This window comes from Pseudomonas sp. WS 5411, from assembly GCF_012985595.1.
Lineage (GTDB): Bacteria > Pseudomonadota > Gammaproteobacteria > Pseudomonadales > Pseudomonadaceae > Aquipseudomonas > Aquipseudomonas shahriarae.
This window is the reverse complement of record NZ_JAARMC010000001.1, coordinates 646,129-664,441: the sequence shown is the minus strand read 5'-3', so window position 1 is coordinate 664,441 and position 18,313 is coordinate 646,129. Positions and strand designations below refer to the sequence as shown.

Genomic DNA, 18,313 nt, shown 5'->3' with positions numbered 1-18,313 from the left:
TATACGGTGAAAAAAATTGCAGTGTTCGCCGATGTGCAGAACCTCTATTACACCGTGCGCCAGGCCTATGGTTGCCACTTCAACTACGCCGCCCTGTGGGCCGATATCAGCCAGCGCGGGCAGATCGTCGAGGCGTACGCCTATGCCATCGACCGTGGCGACAGCAAGCAGCAGCAATTCCAGCAGATCCTGCGCAACCTGGGCTTTACCGTGAAGCTCAAGCCGTACATCCAGCGCAGCGATGGCTCGGCCAAGGGCGACTGGGACGTGGGCATCACCATCGACATCATGGACGCCGCCGCCCATGTCGACGAAGTGGTGCTGGCCTCGGGTGATGGAGATTTCGATATGTTGCTCGACCGCATCATCCATAAACATGGCGTCGAAGCCGTGGCCTACGGCGTGCCGGGGCTGACGGCCAATTCGTTGATCCGCGCGGCCAGCCGCTACGTGCCTATCGAAGGCGCGTTGTTGCTCAAATAGATTTTCAGATGGGGTTGGAACAGGTTTGGAACGTATAGCGGTCATCGACTTTGAAACCACCGGCATCTCGCCGAGCAGCAGTTGCCGGGCCACGGAAATCGCCGTGGTCATCCTGGAGCAGGGCCAGATCGTGGACCGCTACCAGAGCCTGATGAACGCCGGTGTGCGCGTGCCGGGGTTTATCGAGCAACTGACCGGCATCAGCAATGCCATGCTGCGCAGCGCGCCGCCGGCCGAGCGGGTGATGAACGAGGTCAATGAATTTGTCGGCACCACGCCGCTACTGGCGCACAACGCCGCGTTCGACCAGAAGTTCTGGGACTTCGAACTGGGCCTGATCCGCCGCACCCGCCTGCAAAAATTCGCCTGCTCGCTGCTCCTGGCCCGCCGGCTGATGCCCACGGCGCCCAACCACAAACTCGGCACCCTGACGTCCTATGCGCAATTGCCCCACACCGGCAAGGCTCACCGGGCGATGGCGGATGCGGAAATGGCGGCCAACCTCACCGCCCACCTGGCCCAGGAACTGCGCCGCACCCACGGCTTGCGCGAGTTGACCCATGATCTGCTGTGCAGCCTGCAAAAAGTGCCGGCAGCGAAGATCAATGACCATCTGAAGAAACATCGCGGGTTCTGATCCCGATTCTCAGAACGATAAAGAGCAAAATGTGGGCGTCGGGTGTGGGTAGGCCAGTTGGTGTATTCGTGGCTGATACACCGCTATCGCAGGCAAGCCAGCTCCCACATGGGATCGCATCCAGTCCGGGCAATCGGGTCAACTGTGGGGGCCGGGTGTGCTCGCGATGGTGGTGTGTCAGTTGAGATATTTTGGCCTGATACACCGCTATCGCAGGCAAGCCAGCTCCCACATGGGATCGCATCCAGTCCGGGCAATCGGGTTAGCTGTGGGGCCGGGTGTGCTCGCGATGGTGATGCGTCAGTTGAGATATTTTGGCCTGATACACCGCTATCGCAGGCAAGCCAGCTCCCACATGGGATCGCATCCAGCCCGGGCAATCGGGTTAGCTGTGGGGCCGGGTGTGCTCGCGATGGTGGTGTGTCAGTTGAGATATTTTGGCCTGATACACCGCTATCGCAGGCAAGCCAGCTCCCACATGGGATCGCATCCAGCCCGGGCAATCGGGTCAACTGTGGGAGCCGGGCTTGCCCGCGATAGCGCTCGTTCAGGCGCTGCCATTCTTTCCCTCCAAATACCCCAACGGCAACCGCCGCTCTACGGCGCTCGACAAGATGATCGAGGTTTTGCTGAACCCGAATTTCGCCACCCGGTTGATCAGGCTTTCCAGTTCCGGCATCGAACCCACCGCCGCCTGCATGATCACGCAGGGGTCGCCGGTGACCCGATGGCATTCGGTCAGTTCGGGGATTTCTGCCAGCGCGTCGTAGACTTTCTGGCTGCCGTTTTTGGTCAAGCGCAGTTCAATCGTGCACTGGATCGGCAGGCCGATCTTGGACAGGTCGACCTTGGCCTGGTAACCGGTGATCACTCCGCTGGCCTCCAGCTTGGCCACGCGTTCAGCCACGGCGGGGGCGGAGAGGTTTACGGTGCGGGCCAGTTGCGCGTAAGTGGCGCGACCATCCTTGAGCAGGGCGCTGAGGAGCATGCGATCGTATTTGTCCATGAATAAGGCTCTGGCAATGGCGGGCTTTCGAATACAAGGCTTATAGCCCTGATAACCATGATTTGAAAAGTGTATGGGCGCTTTAAACAGGTTTTGTAACTTATGTTTACTGGTGTGGATTTCTAAAATAACGATCCCTTGTCCTGCTGCAGAGCTGCCCATGCCTGGCCCACGTCGTTTTCCCTTACCGTTGATCGCAGCTTTTTTTGCGCTGTATGTGATTTGGGGGTCTACTTACCTGGTGATCCGTATTGGCGTGGAGTACTGGCCGCCGCTGATGTTGGCGGGTATTCGCTTCTGTACTGCAGGGGCGCTGATGTATGGCTACCTGCGCTGGCGCGGGGTGCCGGCACCGACCTGGGCGCAGTGGAAGGCCGCGGGCATGATCGGCATCTTGCTGCTGACCTTCGGTAATGGCGCAGTGAGTGTGGCTGAACACAGCGGCGTGACTTCCGGTGTCGCTGCGCTGGCCGTGGCGACGGTGCCGTTGTTTACCTTGCTCTGTGGATATTTCTGGGGCGCGCGTAATACCCGTCTGGAGTGGGCCGGGGTGATTCTGGGGATGATCGGCATTGCCATGCTCAATATGGGCTCCAACCTGCAATCGAGCCCGTTGGGCGCTGGGCTGCTGTTGTTTGCCGCCGCTTCCTGGGCTTTTGGTTCGGTATGGAGCCGGCACTTGCCGTTGCCCCAGGGCGCCATGGCCAGCGCCGCCGAAATGCTGATCGCCGGGGTGGTGCTGCTGATCGGAAGTGCACTCAAGGGCGAGCACCTGCAAGCGATGCCCCCGGTGGAAGGCTGGCTGGCCCTGGCTTATCTGACCGTATTTGGCTCGATCATCGCCTTCAACGCTTATATGTACCTGCTCAAGCACGTGCGTCCGGCAGCGGCCACCAGCTATGCCTACGTCAACCCGGCGGTGGCGGTGTTGCTGGGCATCGTGTTTGTCGGCGAGACCATTGGCCTGGAAGAAGCCCTGGCGATGTTGGTGATTATCAGCGCCGTGTTGTTGATCAGCCTGCCCCAGTGGCGCAAGCCGAAGCCGGAAATAAGGTAAACTGCCGCGCATTACGCCCTTGCGCTGAATTTTTCCTACGGTAAACACATGACTTTCGCCACACTTGGCCTGATCGAACCCTTGCTGCGCGCCCTTGAGGCGCTTGGCTACCAGACCCCGACGCCGGTGCAGGCGCAAGCCATTCCTGCGGTGCTGGCCGGTCGCGACCTGATGGCTGCGGCCCAGACCGGCACCGGCAAGACTGCCGGCTTCGCCGTGCCGCTCCTGCAACTGTTGACCATGGAAGGGCCAAAAGTCACCGCCAACTCGGTGCGTGCGCTGATCCTGTGCCCGACCCGCGAGCTGGCCGAGCAGGTTCACGCCAGCGTCGCCCAGTACGCCGAGCACCTGCCGTTGACCACCTACGCGGTGTATGGCGGCGTCAGCATCAACCCGCAAATGATGAAGCTGCGCAAGGGGGTCGACGTGCTGGTGGCCACCCCTGGTCGCCTGATCGACCTGTTCCGCCAGAACGCGCTGAAACTCAATCAGCTGCAAACCCTGGTGCTGGATGAAGCCGACCGCATGCTCGACCTGGGTTTTTCCGAAGAGCTGGCGAACATTTACCGCATGCTGCCGAAAAAGCGTCAGACCCTGCTGTTTTCTGCGACCTTCTCCGATGACATCCGCCTGCTGGCCGGGCAGATGCTTATTGACCCGCTGAGCATCGAAGTCAGCCCGCGCAACGTCGCTGCCAACACCGTCAAGCAATGGGTGGTGCCGGTGGACAAGAAGCGCAAGGCGGAGCTGTTTGTGCATCTGATGCGCAAGGGCAAGTGGAAGCAGGTGCTGGTGTTCGCCAAGACCCGCAACGGTGTGGATGCATTGGTAGACAAGCTACAAGGCCTGGGGATCAATGCCGACGGTATCCACGGCGACAAGCCACAAGCCACGCGCCAGCGGGCACTGGACCGTTTCAAGGCCAGCGAGGTGCAGATCCTGGTGGCCACTGATGTGGCGGCCCGTGGCCTGGATATCGAAGATTTGCCGATGGTGGTCAACTTTGACCTGCCCATCGTCGCCGAGGACTACATCCACCGTATCGGCCGTACTGGCCGGGCCGGCAACACCGGCGAGGCGATTTCCCTGGTCTGTGCCGACGAAGTGAACATGCTCTCGGCCATCGAGATGCTGACCCGCCAGACCCTGACCCGCAAAATGGAACAGGACTTCGAACCGGAGCACCGCGTGCCCGACACCGATGCTAGCGGGCAGGTGGTGAAGAAGCCGAAAAAACCGAAGAAGCCTAAGACGTCTGGTGGTGGCGGTAAGCGCAACCTGGGCAAGTGGGTGGAAAGCGGGGAAGTGGCGGCGGAGCCGTCGATCAAGCCGGTGCGCAAGGTGCCTGTGTTTAATACCGGGCCGCGTAAGAAGAAGTAACTTCTTTGGCGTCTGTCAGGGCCTCATCGCAGGCAAGCAGCTCCCACATTTGAATGTGTTCACAGATCAAAATGTGGGAGCTGGCTTGCCTGCGAAGGCGGACCTGAGCTGCCCGCAACTATCGGCGCTGGAGCCACTCCAGCATGCCACGCCCCGCCATCCGCCCACTGGCAAAACACCCCGTCAGTAAATACCCACCTGTCGGTGCCTCCCAGTCCAGCATCTCCCCGGCACAAAATACCCCCGGTAGCTGCGTGAGCATCAAGCGCTCATCCAGCGCTTCAAACGGTACGCCGCCGGCGGTGCTGATGGCTTCATCCATCGGCCGGGTTTTTACCAGCGTCAGTGGCAGTGCCTTGATATCCACAGCCAACTGCGCCGGATCATTGAAGTGACCTGTGGGCGCCAACTCGCGTAACAGCGCAGCCTTTACCCCATCCAGGCCCAACTGGCTGTGCAAATGCTTGCTCATCGAGCGTGAGCCACGGGGCTTGGCCAATGCGGCCTGCACCTTGTCCAGCGGCTTGCCCGGCAGCAGGTCGATGTGCACGGTGGCTGAACCGTCGCGGTGGATCGCTTCGCGAATCGGCGCCGACAGCGCGTAGATCAGACTGCCTTCGATACCGGTCGCGGTGATCACGCATTCGCCCAGGCGGGGTTTGTCATCCGCCAACCCTATGGCGACGTTTTTCAGCGGCGCGCCGGCGAATTTGCTCACCATTAATTCGCTCCAGGCTGACACCTCGAAGCCGCAGTTGCTGGGCTGCAGCGGGGTGCAGGGCACGCCTTGGTGTTCCAGCAATTTGAGCCAGGCGCCGTCCGAGCCCAGGCGCGACCAACTGCCACCACCGAGGGCCAGCAGTACGGCATCGTTGTGGACAGTCTTCTCGCCCTCCGGGCTGTGGATAATTAAACCGCCGTGGGCATTCCAGCCCAGCCAGCGATGCCGGGTGTGGATAACTACCCCCTGGTCGCGCAGGCGCTTGAGCCAGGCGCGCAGCAGGGGGGCGGCTTTCATGTCGGTAGGAAACACACGGCCGGAGCTGCCGACAAAGGTTTCGATGCCCAAGCCATGAATCCACTCGCACAACGCCTCGGCACCAAACTGGCGCAGCAAGGGGGCAATGTCCGACGCGCGTTCGGCGTAGCGTGAAAGAAATGCCGGGTAGGCTTCGGAGTGGGTGATATTCATGCCGCCCACGCCCGCCAGCAGGAACTTGCGCCCCACCGATGGCATGCCGTCATACAGGTCCACCCGGACCCCGGCCTGGCTCAGGACTTCGGCAGCCATCAGCCCGGCGGGGCCGCCGCCGATGATCGTGACGTGAAAAGGCTGGGCTGGGATCTGAGGCATGGGGGTGACTGCGGTTCGGCGAAGTAGGGCGAGCATTCTACCCGAGGACCGCGAAACTGCCTGATCAAAAAACGTACACCTTCCTACATGCTATGTGGTGCCTGCCTTACAGGTGGTTACGCTCAAGTTATCCACAGGCCGTTCCACAGGCATTGTGGGTAACGCCCAGGTTTCAATGACAACCTGATGACGTCCACACCCGTTGCGCACTGTGGTGCAGGATGCCGTGGCGCCGGGCCAGGGCGTGGCGGTCCTTGCTGTAGCCGCCACCGATCACGCCCACCACCGGGATATCGCGGCCCAGGCAATGGCGCATCACGCTTTCGTCACGGGCGGCGACGCCTGCGTCTGTCAGCTTGAGGTAGCCGAGGGCGTCGTCCTTATGCACATCGACGCCCGCGTCATACAGCACCAGGTCGGGCTGATACAGCGGCAGCAGGTAGTTGAGGGCATCGTCCACCACCGTGAGGTAGTCGGCGTCGCCCATGCCCATGGGCAGCGGGATATCCCAGTCGCTGGCGGCCTTGCGCGCTGGGAAGTTCTTTTCGCAGTGCAGAGACACGGTAATGGCGTCCGGTGTGTCATGGAGGATGCGCGCGGTGCCGTCGCCTTGGTGCACGTCACAGTCGAAGATCAGCACCCGATTGACTCGCCCACTGGCCAGTAGGAAATGGCTGATCACCGCCAGGTCATTGAAGATGCAAAAGCCCGCCGGGTAATCGTAATGGGCGTGGTGGGTGCCGCCCGCCAGGTGGCAGGCCAGGCCATGTTCCAGGGCCTGCTCGGCCGCCAGCAACGAGCCACCGACCGCGCGCACGGTGCGTCGGGCCAGGGCTTCGCTCCAGGGCAGGCCCAGGCGCCGCTGGTCTTCGCGGGACAACTCACCGCTCATATAACGTTCGATATAGCCAGGGTCATGGGCCAGGGCGAGCACTTGGGCCGGGCACAATTCGGGGCGCAGCAGTTGGCTGTCCTGGGTCAGGCCGCTGTCGACCAGGTGATCGCGCAGCAGCCGGAATTTATCCATGGGGAAGCGATGATCCGCCGGGAACTCGGGGCTGTAGTCGTCGTGGTAGATCAATGGCAAAGGCATGGCAATTTCTGACAGGAACCAGCGACGGATCTTAACAGCGCTGTACACTCACGCACATGGCAAGGGAGGGGAACGATGGAGCCGATACTGCAGTTGGAAAGCGCGCGCCTGGTGTTGCGCCAATGGCGCGACAGCGATTTGCCGGAGTTTGCCCGGATGTGCGCCGACCCGCAGGTGATGCGCTATTTCCCGGCACCCCTGGACCGCCTGGAAAGCGCGGCATTGATCGGGCGAATACGTGGGCATTTTGCCGAGTATGGGTTTGGTGCGTGGGCCCTGGAGCGTAAGGACAGCGGCGAATTTATCGGCCTGACGGGGTTGATGAATGTCGGCTTTGAAGCCGACTTCACCCCGGCGGTGGAGATTGGCTGGCGCCTGGCCCGCGAGCACTGGGGCCTGGGTTTTGCCAGTGAAGCGGCCTGGACTGCATTGCGTTGTGGTTTTGACCGTTTGCAGTTGGAAGAGATAGTGGCCTTCACCACCGAGGCCAACCTGCCGTCGCAGAAAGTCATGCAGGCCATCGGTATGCATTACGATCCGGCGGCAGATTTTCAGCACCCCAGGCTCGCGGCGGACGATCCGCTGCGCCATCATGTGTTGTACCGCATCACTCGCGCCCAATGGTTGGATACGCTGCACGGATAGGCAGGCCGCCCGATGTTATTACCCGCCGCAGCCAAGACTGCGCGGTTTTGCTTTGTGTGAGGAGAGTTTGAATGAGCCAAGTGTTGGAAGATCTGGTCGACTTGCTGACCCTGGAACCGATTGAAGAAAACCTCTTCCGCGGCCGCAGCCAGGACTTGGGCTTTCGCCAACTGTTCGGCGGTCAGGTCTTGGGCCAGTCGCTGTCGGCAGCCAGCCAGACCGTCGAAGAAGCGCGGCATGTGCATTCGTTGCACGGCTATTTCCTGCGCCCTGGCGACGCTGGGCTGCCAGTGGTCTATCAAGTGGACCGGGTGCGCGATGGTGGCAGCTTCAGCACGCGCCGGGTGACGGCGATCCAGAAGGGCAACCCGATCTTCACCTGCAGCGCCTCGTTCCAGTACGACGAAGAAGGCTTCGAGCACCAGACCACCATGCCGGTGGTGGTGGGCCCGGAGAACCTGCCGTCGGAGCTGGAACTGACCCGGCAGCGTGCGCACCTGATCCCCGAGACCATGCGCGAAAAACTGCTGTGCCCCAAGCCGATTGAAGTGCGCCCGGTGACCGAAAAAGATCCGTACAACCCGCAGCCGTCCGACCCGGTCAAGTATGTGTGGTTTCGCGCCGATGGCGCCCTGGCCGATTTGCCGGCGCTGCATAAATATCTGCTGGCCTACGCCTCGGACTTCGGCCTGCTGACCACCTCGTTGCTGCCCCATGGCAAGACCGTGTGGCAGAAGGACATGCAAGTGGCCAGCCTTGACCATGCGCTGTGGTTCCACGCCGACCTGCGGGCCGATGACTGGTTGCTGTACGCCATGGACAGCCCATGGGCCGGCAATTCCCGCGGGTTCTCCCGTGGCAGCGTGTATAACCGCGCGGGCCAACTGGTGGCCTCGGTGACCCAGGAAGGCCTGATTCGCCATCGCAAGGATTGGGCATGAGCCTCACGGACGTAAAACACTGGGTGTTCGACATGGACGGCACCCTCACGGTGGCCGTGCATGATTTTGCGGCGATCCGCGTGGCCCTGGATATTCCGCCTGCCGATGACATTCTCACCCACCTGGCTGCGTTGCCAGCAGCGGAGGCGGCGGCCAAGCATGCCTGGTTGCTGGAGCATGAGCGCGAACTGGCGCTGGGCTCGGTAGCGGCCACGGGCGCGGTGGAGTTGGTGCGCGACCTGGCAGCACGGGGCTGTCGCCTGGGGATCCTGACGCGCAACGCCCAGGAGCTGGCGCACATCACCTTGAAAGCCATCGGCCTGGCGGACTGTTTTGCCGTGGAAGATGTGCTGGGCCGCGACGACGCCCCGCCCAAGCCTGATCCCGGTGGCCTGTTGAAACTGGCCCAGGCCTGGGATGTGGCGCCGGCCGAGATGGTCATGGTGGGCGACTATCGCTTCGACCTGGATTGCGGCCGGGCGGCGGGGACGCGGACGGTGCTGGTCAACCTGCCCGAAAACCCATGGCCGGAACTGGCAGATTGGCATGCGCAAGACTGCGCGGCATTGCGCCAGATGATCTAGCCCCGACACCACACATCACCGGTAGGAGCTGGCTTGGGTTTTCCCTGGGGGATTAGTGGAACAAGGCCTTCTGCCCCAGCGGCGAGGTAAACATCTTGTCGCCGTCATGCCCAACCCCAGGCACTTCAACCAACCTCTGGCTCAACTGCGGATGCCGCTGCTTGAGGTAGTCAAAGTAGTTGTGCCCGCGAATCAGCCGATACGCGCCTTGGGTCTCGGCCGCGCAGCTCTTGTCCAGGGCCGGGTGGTTGGGGTCGGTGTCCTGCTGGCCCAGCAGGTAGGTGATATCCCGCGCGGCGTAGGCTTTTTCCAGTTGCTGGGGGCTTTGGCCGTTGGCGTAGGCCGGCAGTTTTTGCATGCCGTACTTCCAGTCATTGAACTGCGGGCAACTGCCCGGCGCTAACTGCACTGGGCGCTGCGGGCTGAAGTAGGCGTAGGACGATGGGTTGGCGATCACATAGCGCAGGCTGATGCCTGCGGCTTGCAGGGCCGGGTGATCATGGCCGGTCAGGGCAAAGCGCTGTACCACCTGGCCGCCACCGGAATGCCCGGCGACCACTATTTCCTTGAGGGCCGGGAACAGTTGGCGGTTGCCCAGGTGCTTGATGATCTGGTCCAGGGCGCCGTAGGAACTGATCTGGCCATGACCGATTGACGAATCGCCCGCCATCCATCCATTGCCGTGCCAGCGCAGTACGCTGTCGCCCAGGTGATGGCGCTGGATATCGGCATCGTTGAGAAACTGCGGTGCGATCACCAGGGTGTTGGCGCCTTGCCCCGCGTGGGCGGCGGCGTCTTCGGCGCTTTTGAAGTAGGTTTGGGCGTTGCGCAGGCGCCCATGCACGATGATCAGCGCCCGAGTGATCTGCGGTAGCGGCTGGCGCCAGTCCTGGCTAAGGCCCAGGCTCAGGTCGCCGGCTTGCAGGGAGAAACGCTCGGGGCTGACGACCTTGACCGCCTGCCCGGCGGCGAAGGGGGTGGTGGCGCAACCGATCATCAACCCCAGCAGCCATCCGGCTCGTTTACTCATTTACAGACTTTTGGCCGAAAAGGTGTCGCATTGGCTGATCTGGCCCTGGGCAAACCCGGTCTTGAACCAGCGAACCCGCTGTTGCGACGTGCCGTGGGTGAACGAGTCGGGAACCACACGGCCCTGGCCCTGTTGCTGCAATCGGTCGTCGCCGATGGCGTTGGCGGCGTTCAGCGCTTCTTCGATATCGCCCGGTTCCAGCCAGTTCAGGCGCTTTTGCGCGCGGTTGGCCCAGACCCCGGCGAAACAGTCGGCTTGCAGTTCCTGGCGGACCAGCAGGCCACCATCGCCCTGCATCTGCCGGCCTTGCTGGCGTGCGACCTGGATTTTCGAGGAAATGCCCAGCAGGGTTTGCACGTGGTGGCCGACTTCGTGGGCGATCACATAGGCCTGGGCAAAGTCGCCGGCCGCCTGGAAGCGCTGGGACATTTCGCGGAAGAAATCCAGGTCCAGGTAGACCTGCTGGTCGGCCGGGCAATAGAACGGGCCGCTGGCGGAGGTCGCGCCACCGCAGGCGGAATTCACCCGGCCACGGAACAGGATCAGCTTGGGGTTCTTGTAAGTCAGGCCGTTTTCCTGGAACACCTGGCCAAAGGTGTCTTCGGTGTCGCCCAGCACGGCGCGTACGAAATCCGCCTGCTCATCATTGGCGGGCGGCGCCTGGCGTGTTTGCGGGCTGACCGAAGGGGCCTGTTCGGTCATCTGGCCGCTCAGTTGCCCGAGGATCTGCATCGGGTCCTGGCCGGTGAGCAGGCCGATGCCGACGATCAGCACAATGGCGGTCAGGCTCAGGCCCTTGCCACCCCCAAAACGCATGCCGCCGCCACCGCCGCCGCCGTCATTGCGCGCGTCGACCACGTTGTCGCTGCGTCGACCCTTTTTCCATAGCATGGGGCAATCCTCTTGATGATCGTGTTGTTAGCGCCGTGATTGAGTATGGCCGTTATTCGCGGCAATACCCTTCGCCCGTATTGACCACCAGGCAATCTTTTTTATCAGCCAGCCATTTCAAACCGGTGGCGGCGCCGTCGCCGGCACGCAGCATTTGCGGGCCGTCCGGGCGGTTGAAGGTGATGCCGTCTTCGCTGGCCTGGCCCTTGAAGGTGCCGGAGGCGTCGGCATCGAGGCCGTACTGCATGCTCAGCAGGTAATGCCCGCGGCCGATGCTGTCGTCCTTGCTGACGGTCAGGTGCAGGCCTTCGACGCCGATCCACTTGCCGACCCATTTGTCGGTGGGCAGGGTCTCCGGGACCAGGGTCGCTTGTACGGAAGGCGGCGCCGGCTTGGGCGGCTCGGGCGTTTTATCGCAGGCACTGAGCAGGGCAAGGGTCGAGAGAATAAACAGTGTTTTTTTCATAATGGATTGGCCTTGATTAAAAAAAGCGCAATGGCTGGCTGGCGTGCAGCGTTGGACTGGGTTTAGGCGATTTAGTGCGCTGATCGCCCGCTGTTTGGTTATGCTCTTGAGACCGATGCACCACCCGCTCTAGATTAGCGCGTTGAGTGCCACTGCTTGCGGCGGTCATTTCAGCCTGTCACGCACGAGAATTCAATGACCCTCAGCACTCCTCTTTCCGGCGTCAACCATCCCTTCAAGGGCATCGTGCTGATTGTGCTGGCGACGTTTCTGTTTTCCAGCCATGACGCGTTGTCCAAGTACCTCGCCGGCTTTTACCCCATCGTGATGGTGGTATGGGCCCGGTACATGGTGCATACGCTGCTGATGGCGGGGATTTTCCTGCCGCAATCGGGCTTGCGTGTACTGCGCAGCAAGCGCCCGTTGTTGCAGGTGGCCAGGGCGTTGTGCCTGCTGGGCACCAGCCTGTTCTTTACCGCTGCCCTGCATTACATCCCGCTGGCCGAAGCCACCGCAGTGAACTTCCTCGCGCCGATCCTGGTGACGGCCCTGTCGGTGCCGCTGCTGGGCGAGCATGTGACGCGGGGCCAGTGGCTGGCGGTGATCTGCGGGTTTGTCGGGGTGATCATTATTGTGCACCCGGGCGGTGAGTTGTTCACCCCGGCGGTGTTGTTGCCATTGGTCTCGGCGTTGTTCTTCTGTTTCTACCAACTGCTGACCCGCATCCTCAGCCAGTACGACAGCCCGACCACCAGCAACTTCTTCGCCGGCCTGTGCAACACCCTGGTGATGAGCGCGCTGGTGCCGTTCTTCTGGCAGGTACCGACCCTGGGCCATGGCCTGTTGATGCTGGCACTGGGCACCTGTGGGATGACCGCGCACTTGATGCTGACCCAGGCCTTCCGCTTCGCCGCGCCGGCGTTACTCGCACCGTTCGGCTATTGCCAGATCGTGTTTGCGGGGCTGTTGGGCTGGCTGGTGTTCAATCACACCCCGGACCTGACCACGGTGGTCGGGATCGGGGTGATCTGCCTGAGTGGCTTGGCCGCTGCCTGGCAGCAGCGGCGGCGTTGAGTCACACCGCGACGGTGGGGATCTTGCGCGGCGCCATGAAGTACATCCAGGTCAGGGCGATGAAGTACATCGCCGGGATCAGGGTGAACAGCACGGTGTAGTTGTTATTGGTCACGGTCAGGATATGGCCGACGATCTGCGTCATAAACATCCCGCCGATCGCCGCGCACATCCCGCCAAAGCCAAATACCGTGCTCATCATGTGCTTGGGGGTGTAGTCCATCACCAGGCTCCAGATATTGGCGGTCCAGGCCTGGTGCGCGCCGATGGCCAGGGAGATGGCAAACACTGCGACCCACAGCTGGCTGGAGCCGGCGGCCATGATCACGCCGACGATGCAGCAGGCAAACAGCAGCATCGACAGCAGGCGCGCCTTGATCGGCTGCATGCCGCGTCCGATCAGGAACGAGGACAGAATCCCGCCGCCCACACTGCCGAAGTCTGCCGTCAGGTAAATGATGATCAGCGGGATGCCCATCTGGGTCACGTTGATCCCCAGGCTGTATTGCTGGTTGAGAAACGGCGGCAGCCAGTAGAGGTAGAACCAGAACACCGGGGCGGTCAGGGCGTAGGCAATGGCGAAGGCCCAGGTGCCACGCATGCGCAGGATACGGCTGAAGGGCACGCGGGGTTGTTCGGGCTCGACTTCCTGTTGCACGTAGTCCAGTTCCGACTGTTTTACGCTCGGATGGTCTTCGGGGTTGTAGTACTTCAGGCCCCAGAACACCAGCCAGATCCCACCCAGGGCAGCCATGCATAAAAATGCAGCCTGCCAGCCCCACACATGCAGCACCAGTGGCAACAGCATTGGCGTGAGCATGGCGCCGACGTTGGTGCCGGCGTTGAAGATCCCGGTAGCCACCGCGCGCTCGCCGGCGGGGAACCACAGGCGGGTGGTCTTGACGCAGGCGGGGTAGTTGGCCGCTTCGGTGAGGCCGAGGATAAAGCGGCAGACCATAAAGCCCACCGCCGAAGTCGCCAGGCCGTGGGCGCCGGTGGCGATGCTCCACAGCAGCACCGCGCAGAAGAACACACGCTTGACGCCGACGCGGTCGATCAGCCGGCCTTGCAGCACAAAACCAATGGCATAACCGACCTGGAACCAGAAGTTGATGTTGGCGTAGTCCATCGCCGTCCAGCTCATCTCTTTGGCCAGGATCGGTTGCATCACGCCCAGAGCGGCGCGGTCGATGTAGTTCAAGGTGGTGGCGAAAAACACCAGGGCCAGCATGCCCCAGCGGGTTTTGCCGACGGCGAGGGCGCCGCGAATCTTGTCGCCAATGGCCGCTTGCGGGTTGCCGGGGCGCGGGGCCACGGCGGAATTTTGCGAAGGCATGAGATGTACCCGTTTTTTGAAATTTTTATGGTGTGTTCTGGGTCTTGATCACAGGTTTGCGCCTTAAAAAAAGCGGCCCTGGATGCGCATTCGATGGTGCGCAGTGGCTAAAAAATCGTCAATTCGCCAATCGCCATTGTGTTCGATAATCGCCCGAAAAACTAACTGATTGGTACATTTTGAATTGCTGCTTTATCGCGCGCGGCCAATAATTTGCCGCAAACAAGACCACCCTTCATTGCCGGGAGTCACCCCATGCAACGTTCCATCGCCACTGTTTCCCTGAGCGGCACCCTGCCGGAAAAGCTCGAAGCCATTGCTGCGGCCGGGTTCGATGGGGTGGAAATCTTCGAGAACGACTTGCTGTATTACGACGGCAGCCCGCGTGAAGTGCGGCAGATGTGTGCCGATCTGGGCATTGCCATCACGTTGTTCCAGCCGTTTCGTGATTTTGAAGGATGTCGCCGCGACCGCCTGGCGCGCAACCTGGAACGGGCCGAACGCAAATTCGACCTGATGCAGGAACTGGGCACCGACCTGGTGCTGGTGTGCAGCAATGCTTCTGCCGACTCCACGGGCGAACATTCGATCCTGCGCGATGACCTCAGCCTGTTGGCCGAACACGCTGGGCGCCGTGGCTTGCGCATTGGCTATGAAGCCCTGGCCTGGGGCCGGCACGTCAACACCTGGCAACAGGTCTGGCAACTGGTGCGCGAGATTGACCACCCCAGCCTCGGGGTGTTGCTGGACAGTTTTCATACCTTGTCGCTCAAGGGCGATCCGACGGCTATCGCCCAGATCCCTGGCGACAAGATCTTCTTTGTGCAAATGGCCGACGCGCCGCTGCTGGCCATGGACGTGCTGGAGTGGAGCCGGCACTTTCGCTGCTTCCCCGGCCAGGGCGAGTTCGACCTGCCGGGTTTTCTCGCGCCGATCATCCAGAGTGGCTACACCGGGCCGCTGTCCCTGGAGATTTTCAACGATGGCTTTCGCGCCGCGCCCACCCGGGCCAACGCGGCGGATGGTTTGCGCTCGTTGCTGTACCTGGAAGAGAAGACCCGCCAACGCCTGCAGCAACAGGCCGCGCCGCTGGATATCCTGTTTGAGACCCCGGCTGCCAGCGAGTACGACGGCATCGAATTCCTCGAGTTTGCGGTGGATGAAAACCTCGGCGCCCGCCTGACCCAATGGCTGCAACGCCTGGGCTTCGTCAAGGCCGGGCAGCACCGTTCCAAGAGCGTGAGCCTGCTGCGCCAGGGCGATATCAACCTGATCCTCAACTGCGAGCCGTACTCCTTTGCCCACAACTTTTTCGAGGCCCATGGCCCGTCGTTGTGCGCCACGGCGATTCGCGTCAAGGACAGCGCCAAGGCCCTGGAACGGGCGGTGGCCTACAAGGGCCAACCCTATCGCGGGCTGGTCGGGCCCAATGAGCTGGAGCTGGCGGCGGTACGCGCGCCGGATGGCAGCCTGATCTACTTGGTGGACCAGCACGCCGGCGGGATCTACCACACTGATTTCAACCTGCAGGCCGCCAGCACCGGCGGCGGCGGGCTGCTGCGCATCGACCATATGGCCATGGCCCTGCCGGCCGACAGCCTCGACAGTTGGGTGCTGTTCTACAAGAGCCTGCTGGATTTCGAGGCCGACGATGAGGTGGTGTTGCCGGACCCCTACGGCCTGGTCAAGAGCCGGGCGCTGCGCAGTCGTTGCAGTTCGATCCGCTTGCCGCTGAATATTTCCGAGAACCGCAACACGGCGATTTCCCACGCGTTATCCAGCTACCGTGGCTCCGGCGTGCATCACATTGCCTTTGATTGCGCGGATATTTTCGCCGAGGTCAGCCGGGCCAAGGAGGCGGGCGTGCCGCTGCTGGATATCCCGCTCAATTACTACGATGACCTGGCGGCGCGTTTTGATTTCGACGATCAGTTCCTCAGCGAGCTGGCGTACTACAACGTGTTGTACGACCGTGATGCCCAGGGCGGTGAGCTGTTTCACGTGTACACCGAACCCTTTGAAGGGCGGTTTTTCTTCGAGATTATCCAGCGCAAGAACGGTTACGCCGGCTATGGCGCCGCGAATGTGGCGGTACGCCTGGCGGCGATGGCCAAGTCTCGCAGTGGGGCAGTGCGCCAGGCCAGGCTGTAGGGCGTTGACGCTTCCTTCGTACGGCGTGGCAGCCCATAATCACGGCCTGCATAAATGGCCGTGAGCGCACCATGACCCCGACCTCCGAACTGCCCGACGTCTCCCTGGCGCCGCGCAAGAGCCGCAAGAACAACCCGGAAAAGACCCGCGAGAACATTCTGCAAGAAGCCATTGTCGAGTTCGTGCAGCAAGGGCTTTCGGGGGCGCGGGTGGACGCCATCGCTGAGCGCATCCACACCTCCAAGCGCATGATCTATTACTACTTCGGCAGTAAGGAACAGCTGTACGTCGAGGTCCTGGAAAAGCTCTACGGGGATATCCGCAACACCGAAACCCGGATGAACCTCACTGAACTGGAACCCCGTGAAGCAATCCGGCGCCTGGTGGAATTCACCTTCGACCACCACGACCAGAATGTGGATTTTGTGCGGATTGTCAGCATCGAGAACATTCACAACGCCGAGTATGTGAAACAGTCGGACGCGATCAAGGCGATGAACAGCAATATCCTTGAAGCACTGGGCGCGACCTTGCGCCGGGGCGCGGAGCTGGGGGTGTTCCGCGCTGGGCTGGAGCCGCTGGATGTGCATTTGCTGATCAACTCGTTCAGCTTTTACCGGGTATCCAACCGGCATACCTTCAGTGAGATTTTTCAGATCGAATTGTCGGATGAAGCAATCAAGCAGCGGCATCGGGCGATGATCTGCGAGTCGGTGCTGCGTTACCTGCAGGCCTGATCCACCGCCGAATTCAATTGTGTGGGAGCAGGCAAGCCAGCTCCCACATTAGGATCCGGTTTCTACAGTGAAGTATTCATGCTCTGGAAATGAGCGAGCATCCTTTGTGCATCTGCTTTCTCACCACTGAACAACTCAAACGCCTTCACCGCCTGGAACACCGCCATATTCCCCCCATCCAGGGTGCGGCAACCCAGCGCCCGGGCGTTGCGTAGCAGCTCGGTTTCCAGCGGGAAATAGACGATCTCCGCGACCCACAAATCCGCGCGCAACAATGCTGCTGGCACGGGCATGCCCGGTAACTTGGCCATGCCCATGGGCGTGGTGTTGACCAGGCCATCAGCCGCCGCCATCGCGTGACCCAGGTCGCTGCCGGCACACGCTCGGTCAGGGCCAAAGTGTTGGTTGAGGTTGGCGGCCAGGCTTTGGGCGCGGTCGTGATCCATATCGAAAATACTCAACTGGCCGACACCTTCGGCCAACAGCGCGTGGGCCACCGCCGCGCCTGCGCCACCGGCGCCCATCTGCACCACGCGTTGGCGCGCAGCGTCATGCAGGCCACGGCGAAACCCTTCGGCAAAACCCAGGCAGTCGGTGTTGTGACCGATGCGCTTGCCATCGCGCCAGACCACGGTGTTGACCGCGCCGATGCCCCGGGCTTCGGGCGACAGCTCATCGAGCAACGGCAGGATCGCTTGCTTGCATGGGTAGGTGATGTTCAATCCGGTGAAGTTCATCTGTTCGGCGGCCTTGAGCAGATCGGGCAGGGCGCTGCTGTCCAGTTGCAGCGGGTCCAGGTCGATCAGGCGATACAAGTAGCGCAGCCCCTGGGCATCGCCTTCCTGCTCATGCAGGGCCGGCGTGCGGGACGCCTGGATGCCGGCGCCGATCAGCCCGGCAAGAATGCGCGGTTTCATTTGAGCTCCCGGCTGAAATGCTCGAGGGCCAGGTGATAACCGTGGCTGCCAAACCCGGCGAGCACGGCCTTGGCAATGGGCGAGACGAAAGAGTGATGACGGAACGGTTCGCGGGCATGCACGTTGGACAAATGCACTTCGATCACCGGCAGCTCACTGGCCACCAGGGCGTCGCGAATGGCCACCGAGGTATGGGTCCAGGCCGCCGGGTTGATCACAATGCCCGCACAACGAGCGCGGGCGCCATGGATCCAGTCCAGCAACTCGCCTTCGTGGTTGGTCTGGCGAAACTCCAGTTTCAGCCCGAACTGTTCGGCGCTACGCCCGCATAGGGCGGCGACGTCAGCCAGGGTCTCGTGGCCATAGGTGGCCGGTTCGCGGGTGCCGAGCAGGTTCAGGTTGGGGCCGTTGAGGACCAGCACAATAGGCGGCATGGGGGTGTCTCCACTGTTGTTTTTATGGATGGAGACAAAATGTACTGAATGGTTAATTTGGTCAATTGGCCAAGCGCTGTGCTGCAGATAACCGTTC

General features: G+C 61.8%; 19 protein-coding genes. 10 read left to right on the top strand and 9 right to left on the bottom strand.

All coding sequences use genetic code 11. The annotated features are described in order from the left end of the window. The first annotated feature begins 6 nt into the window (after positions 1–6). Together HBR93_RS03040 and HBR93_RS03035 are read left to right on the top strand one after the other, a co-directional pair. On the top strand, positions 7–483 hold the full coding sequence (locus HBR93_RS03040; RefSeq protein ID WP_032861784.1) for an NYN domain-containing protein: 477 nt from the start codon (positions 7–9) through the stop codon (positions 481–483). Between the two features lie 25 nt (positions 484–508). Then, entirely contained in the window at positions 509–1,120 is a 612-nt protein-coding gene (locus HBR93_RS03035; protein ID WP_057441176.1) for a 3'-5' exonuclease, read from the top strand. 547 nt (positions 1,121–1,667) lie between these two features. Here HBR93_RS03035 and HBR93_RS03030 read toward each other — a convergent pair. After that, positions 1,668–2,126 carry an Lrp/AsnC family transcriptional regulator gene (locus HBR93_RS03030; RefSeq protein ID WP_120734185.1) on the bottom strand — a complete coding sequence of 153 codons (459 nt, stop codon included), beginning with the start codon at positions 2,124–2,126 and terminating at the stop codon, positions 1,668–1,670. Between the two features lie 160 nt (positions 2,127–2,286). On the opposite strand from HBR93_RS03030, the gene yedA reads away from it, so the two are divergent. Both yedA and HBR93_RS03020 read left to right on the top strand, forming a co-directional pair. Continuing rightward, positions 2,287–3,183, top strand: coding sequence for a drug/metabolite exporter YedA (gene yedA, locus HBR93_RS03025; protein ID WP_057958360.1), 897 nt, complete (start codon positions 2,287–2,289; stop codon positions 3,181–3,183). 48 nt (positions 3,184–3,231) lie between these two features. Next, positions 3,232–4,563, top strand: coding sequence for a DEAD/DEAH box helicase (locus HBR93_RS03020; RefSeq protein WP_115129057.1), 1,332 nt, complete (start codon positions 3,232–3,234; stop codon positions 4,561–4,563). 118 nt (positions 4,564–4,681) lie between these two features. Here the strand turns inward: HBR93_RS03020 and HBR93_RS03015 are convergent, their stop codons facing one another. Together HBR93_RS03015 and HBR93_RS03010 are read right to left on the bottom strand one after the other, a co-directional pair. Next, positions 4,682–5,917, bottom strand: coding sequence for a TIGR03862 family flavoprotein (locus HBR93_RS03015; protein ID WP_169959804.1), 1,236 nt, complete (start codon positions 5,915–5,917; stop codon positions 4,682–4,684). 172 nt (positions 5,918–6,089) lie between these two features. Then, the gene (locus tag HBR93_RS03010; protein ID WP_057444410.1) at positions 6,090–7,010 is read right to left on the bottom strand and encodes a histone deacetylase; all 921 of its coding nucleotides are present in this window, start codon (positions 7,008–7,010) and stop codon (positions 6,090–6,092) included. A 75-nt stretch (positions 7,011–7,085) separates the two neighbouring features. Between HBR93_RS03010 and HBR93_RS03005 the strand changes: the two genes are divergently transcribed. The 3 genes from HBR93_RS03005 (at position 7,086) to HBR93_RS02995 (ending at position 9,180) form a co-directional block, all read left to right on the top strand. Then, positions 7,086–7,655, top strand: a complete 570-nt coding sequence (locus HBR93_RS03005) for a GNAT family N-acetyltransferase (protein ID WP_169959803.1) — start codon at positions 7,086–7,088, stop codon at positions 7,653–7,655. 71 nt (positions 7,656–7,726) lie between these two features. Then, positions 7,727–8,596 (top strand): acyl-CoA thioesterase II, encoded by an 870-nt coding sequence (gene tesB / locus HBR93_RS03000; RefSeq protein ID WP_057441166.1) that lies wholly within the window; start codon positions 7,727–7,729, stop codon positions 8,594–8,596. After that, entirely contained in the window at positions 8,593–9,180 is a 588-nt protein-coding gene (locus HBR93_RS02995; RefSeq protein ID WP_057958364.1) for an HAD family hydrolase, read from the top strand. Before tesB ends, HBR93_RS02995 begins: the two co-directional genes overlap by 4 nt. Before the next feature lie 52 nt (positions 9,181–9,232). Here the strand turns inward: HBR93_RS02995 and HBR93_RS02990 are convergent, their stop codons facing one another. The 3 genes from HBR93_RS02990 to HBR93_RS02980 are packed head-to-tail and all read right to left on the bottom strand — an operon-like array spanning position 9,233 to position 11,567. Further along, complete coding sequence (locus HBR93_RS02990) at positions 9,233–10,210, bottom strand: alpha/beta hydrolase (RefSeq protein WP_169959802.1); 978 nt, start codon at positions 10,208–10,210, stop codon at positions 9,233–9,235. Continuing rightward, the gene (locus tag HBR93_RS02985; protein WP_057441162.1) at positions 10,211–11,101 is read right to left on the bottom strand and encodes a neutral zinc metallopeptidase; all 891 of its coding nucleotides are present in this window, start codon (positions 11,099–11,101) and stop codon (positions 10,211–10,213) included. Between the two features lie 52 nt (positions 11,102–11,153). Beyond that, positions 11,154–11,567, bottom strand: a complete 414-nt coding sequence (locus HBR93_RS02980; protein ID WP_057441161.1) for a hypothetical protein — start codon at positions 11,565–11,567, stop codon at positions 11,154–11,156. Positions 11,568–11,762: 195 nt separating this feature from the next. On the opposite strand from HBR93_RS02980, the gene HBR93_RS02975 reads away from it, so the two are divergent. Next, entirely contained in the window at positions 11,763–12,641 is an 879-nt protein-coding gene (locus HBR93_RS02975) for a DMT family transporter (RefSeq protein WP_057441158.1), read from the top strand. A gap of 1 nt (position 12,642) precedes the next feature. Here HBR93_RS02975 and HBR93_RS02970 read toward each other — a convergent pair whose 3' ends face one another. Beyond that, positions 12,643–13,977, bottom strand: a complete 1,335-nt coding sequence (locus HBR93_RS02970) for an MFS transporter (RefSeq protein WP_057441156.1) — start codon at positions 13,975–13,977, stop codon at positions 12,643–12,645. A 255-nt stretch (positions 13,978–14,232) separates the two neighbouring features. Here HBR93_RS02970 and quiC point away from each other — a divergent pair, with 255 nt between their 5' ends. Both quiC and HBR93_RS02960 read left to right on the top strand, forming a co-directional pair. Then, complete coding sequence (quiC, locus tag HBR93_RS02965; protein WP_115129053.1) at positions 14,233–16,128, top strand: 3-dehydroshikimate dehydratase QuiC; 1,896 nt, start codon at positions 14,233–14,235, stop codon at positions 16,126–16,128. Between the two features lie 71 nt (positions 16,129–16,199). Continuing rightward, positions 16,200–16,865: a TetR/AcrR family transcriptional regulator gene (locus HBR93_RS02960; protein WP_057444392.1), complete on the top strand. Its 666-nt coding sequence runs from the start codon at positions 16,200–16,202 to the stop codon at positions 16,863–16,865. 62 nt (positions 16,866–16,927) lie between these two features. Here the strand turns inward: HBR93_RS02960 and HBR93_RS02955 are convergent, their stop codons facing one another. Both HBR93_RS02955 and aroQ read right to left on the bottom strand, forming a co-directional pair. After that, positions 16,928–17,782: a shikimate dehydrogenase gene (locus tag HBR93_RS02955; RefSeq protein WP_169959801.1), complete on the bottom strand. Its 855-nt coding sequence runs from the start codon at positions 17,780–17,782 to the stop codon at positions 16,928–16,930. After that, on the bottom strand, positions 17,779–18,216 hold the full coding sequence (gene aroQ, locus HBR93_RS02950) for a type II 3-dehydroquinate dehydratase (RefSeq protein ID WP_032861827.1): 438 nt from the start codon (positions 18,214–18,216) through the stop codon (positions 17,779–17,781). The genes HBR93_RS02955 and aroQ overlap by 4 nt, the downstream gene beginning before the upstream one ends. Positions 18,217–18,313 lie beyond the last annotated feature (97 nt).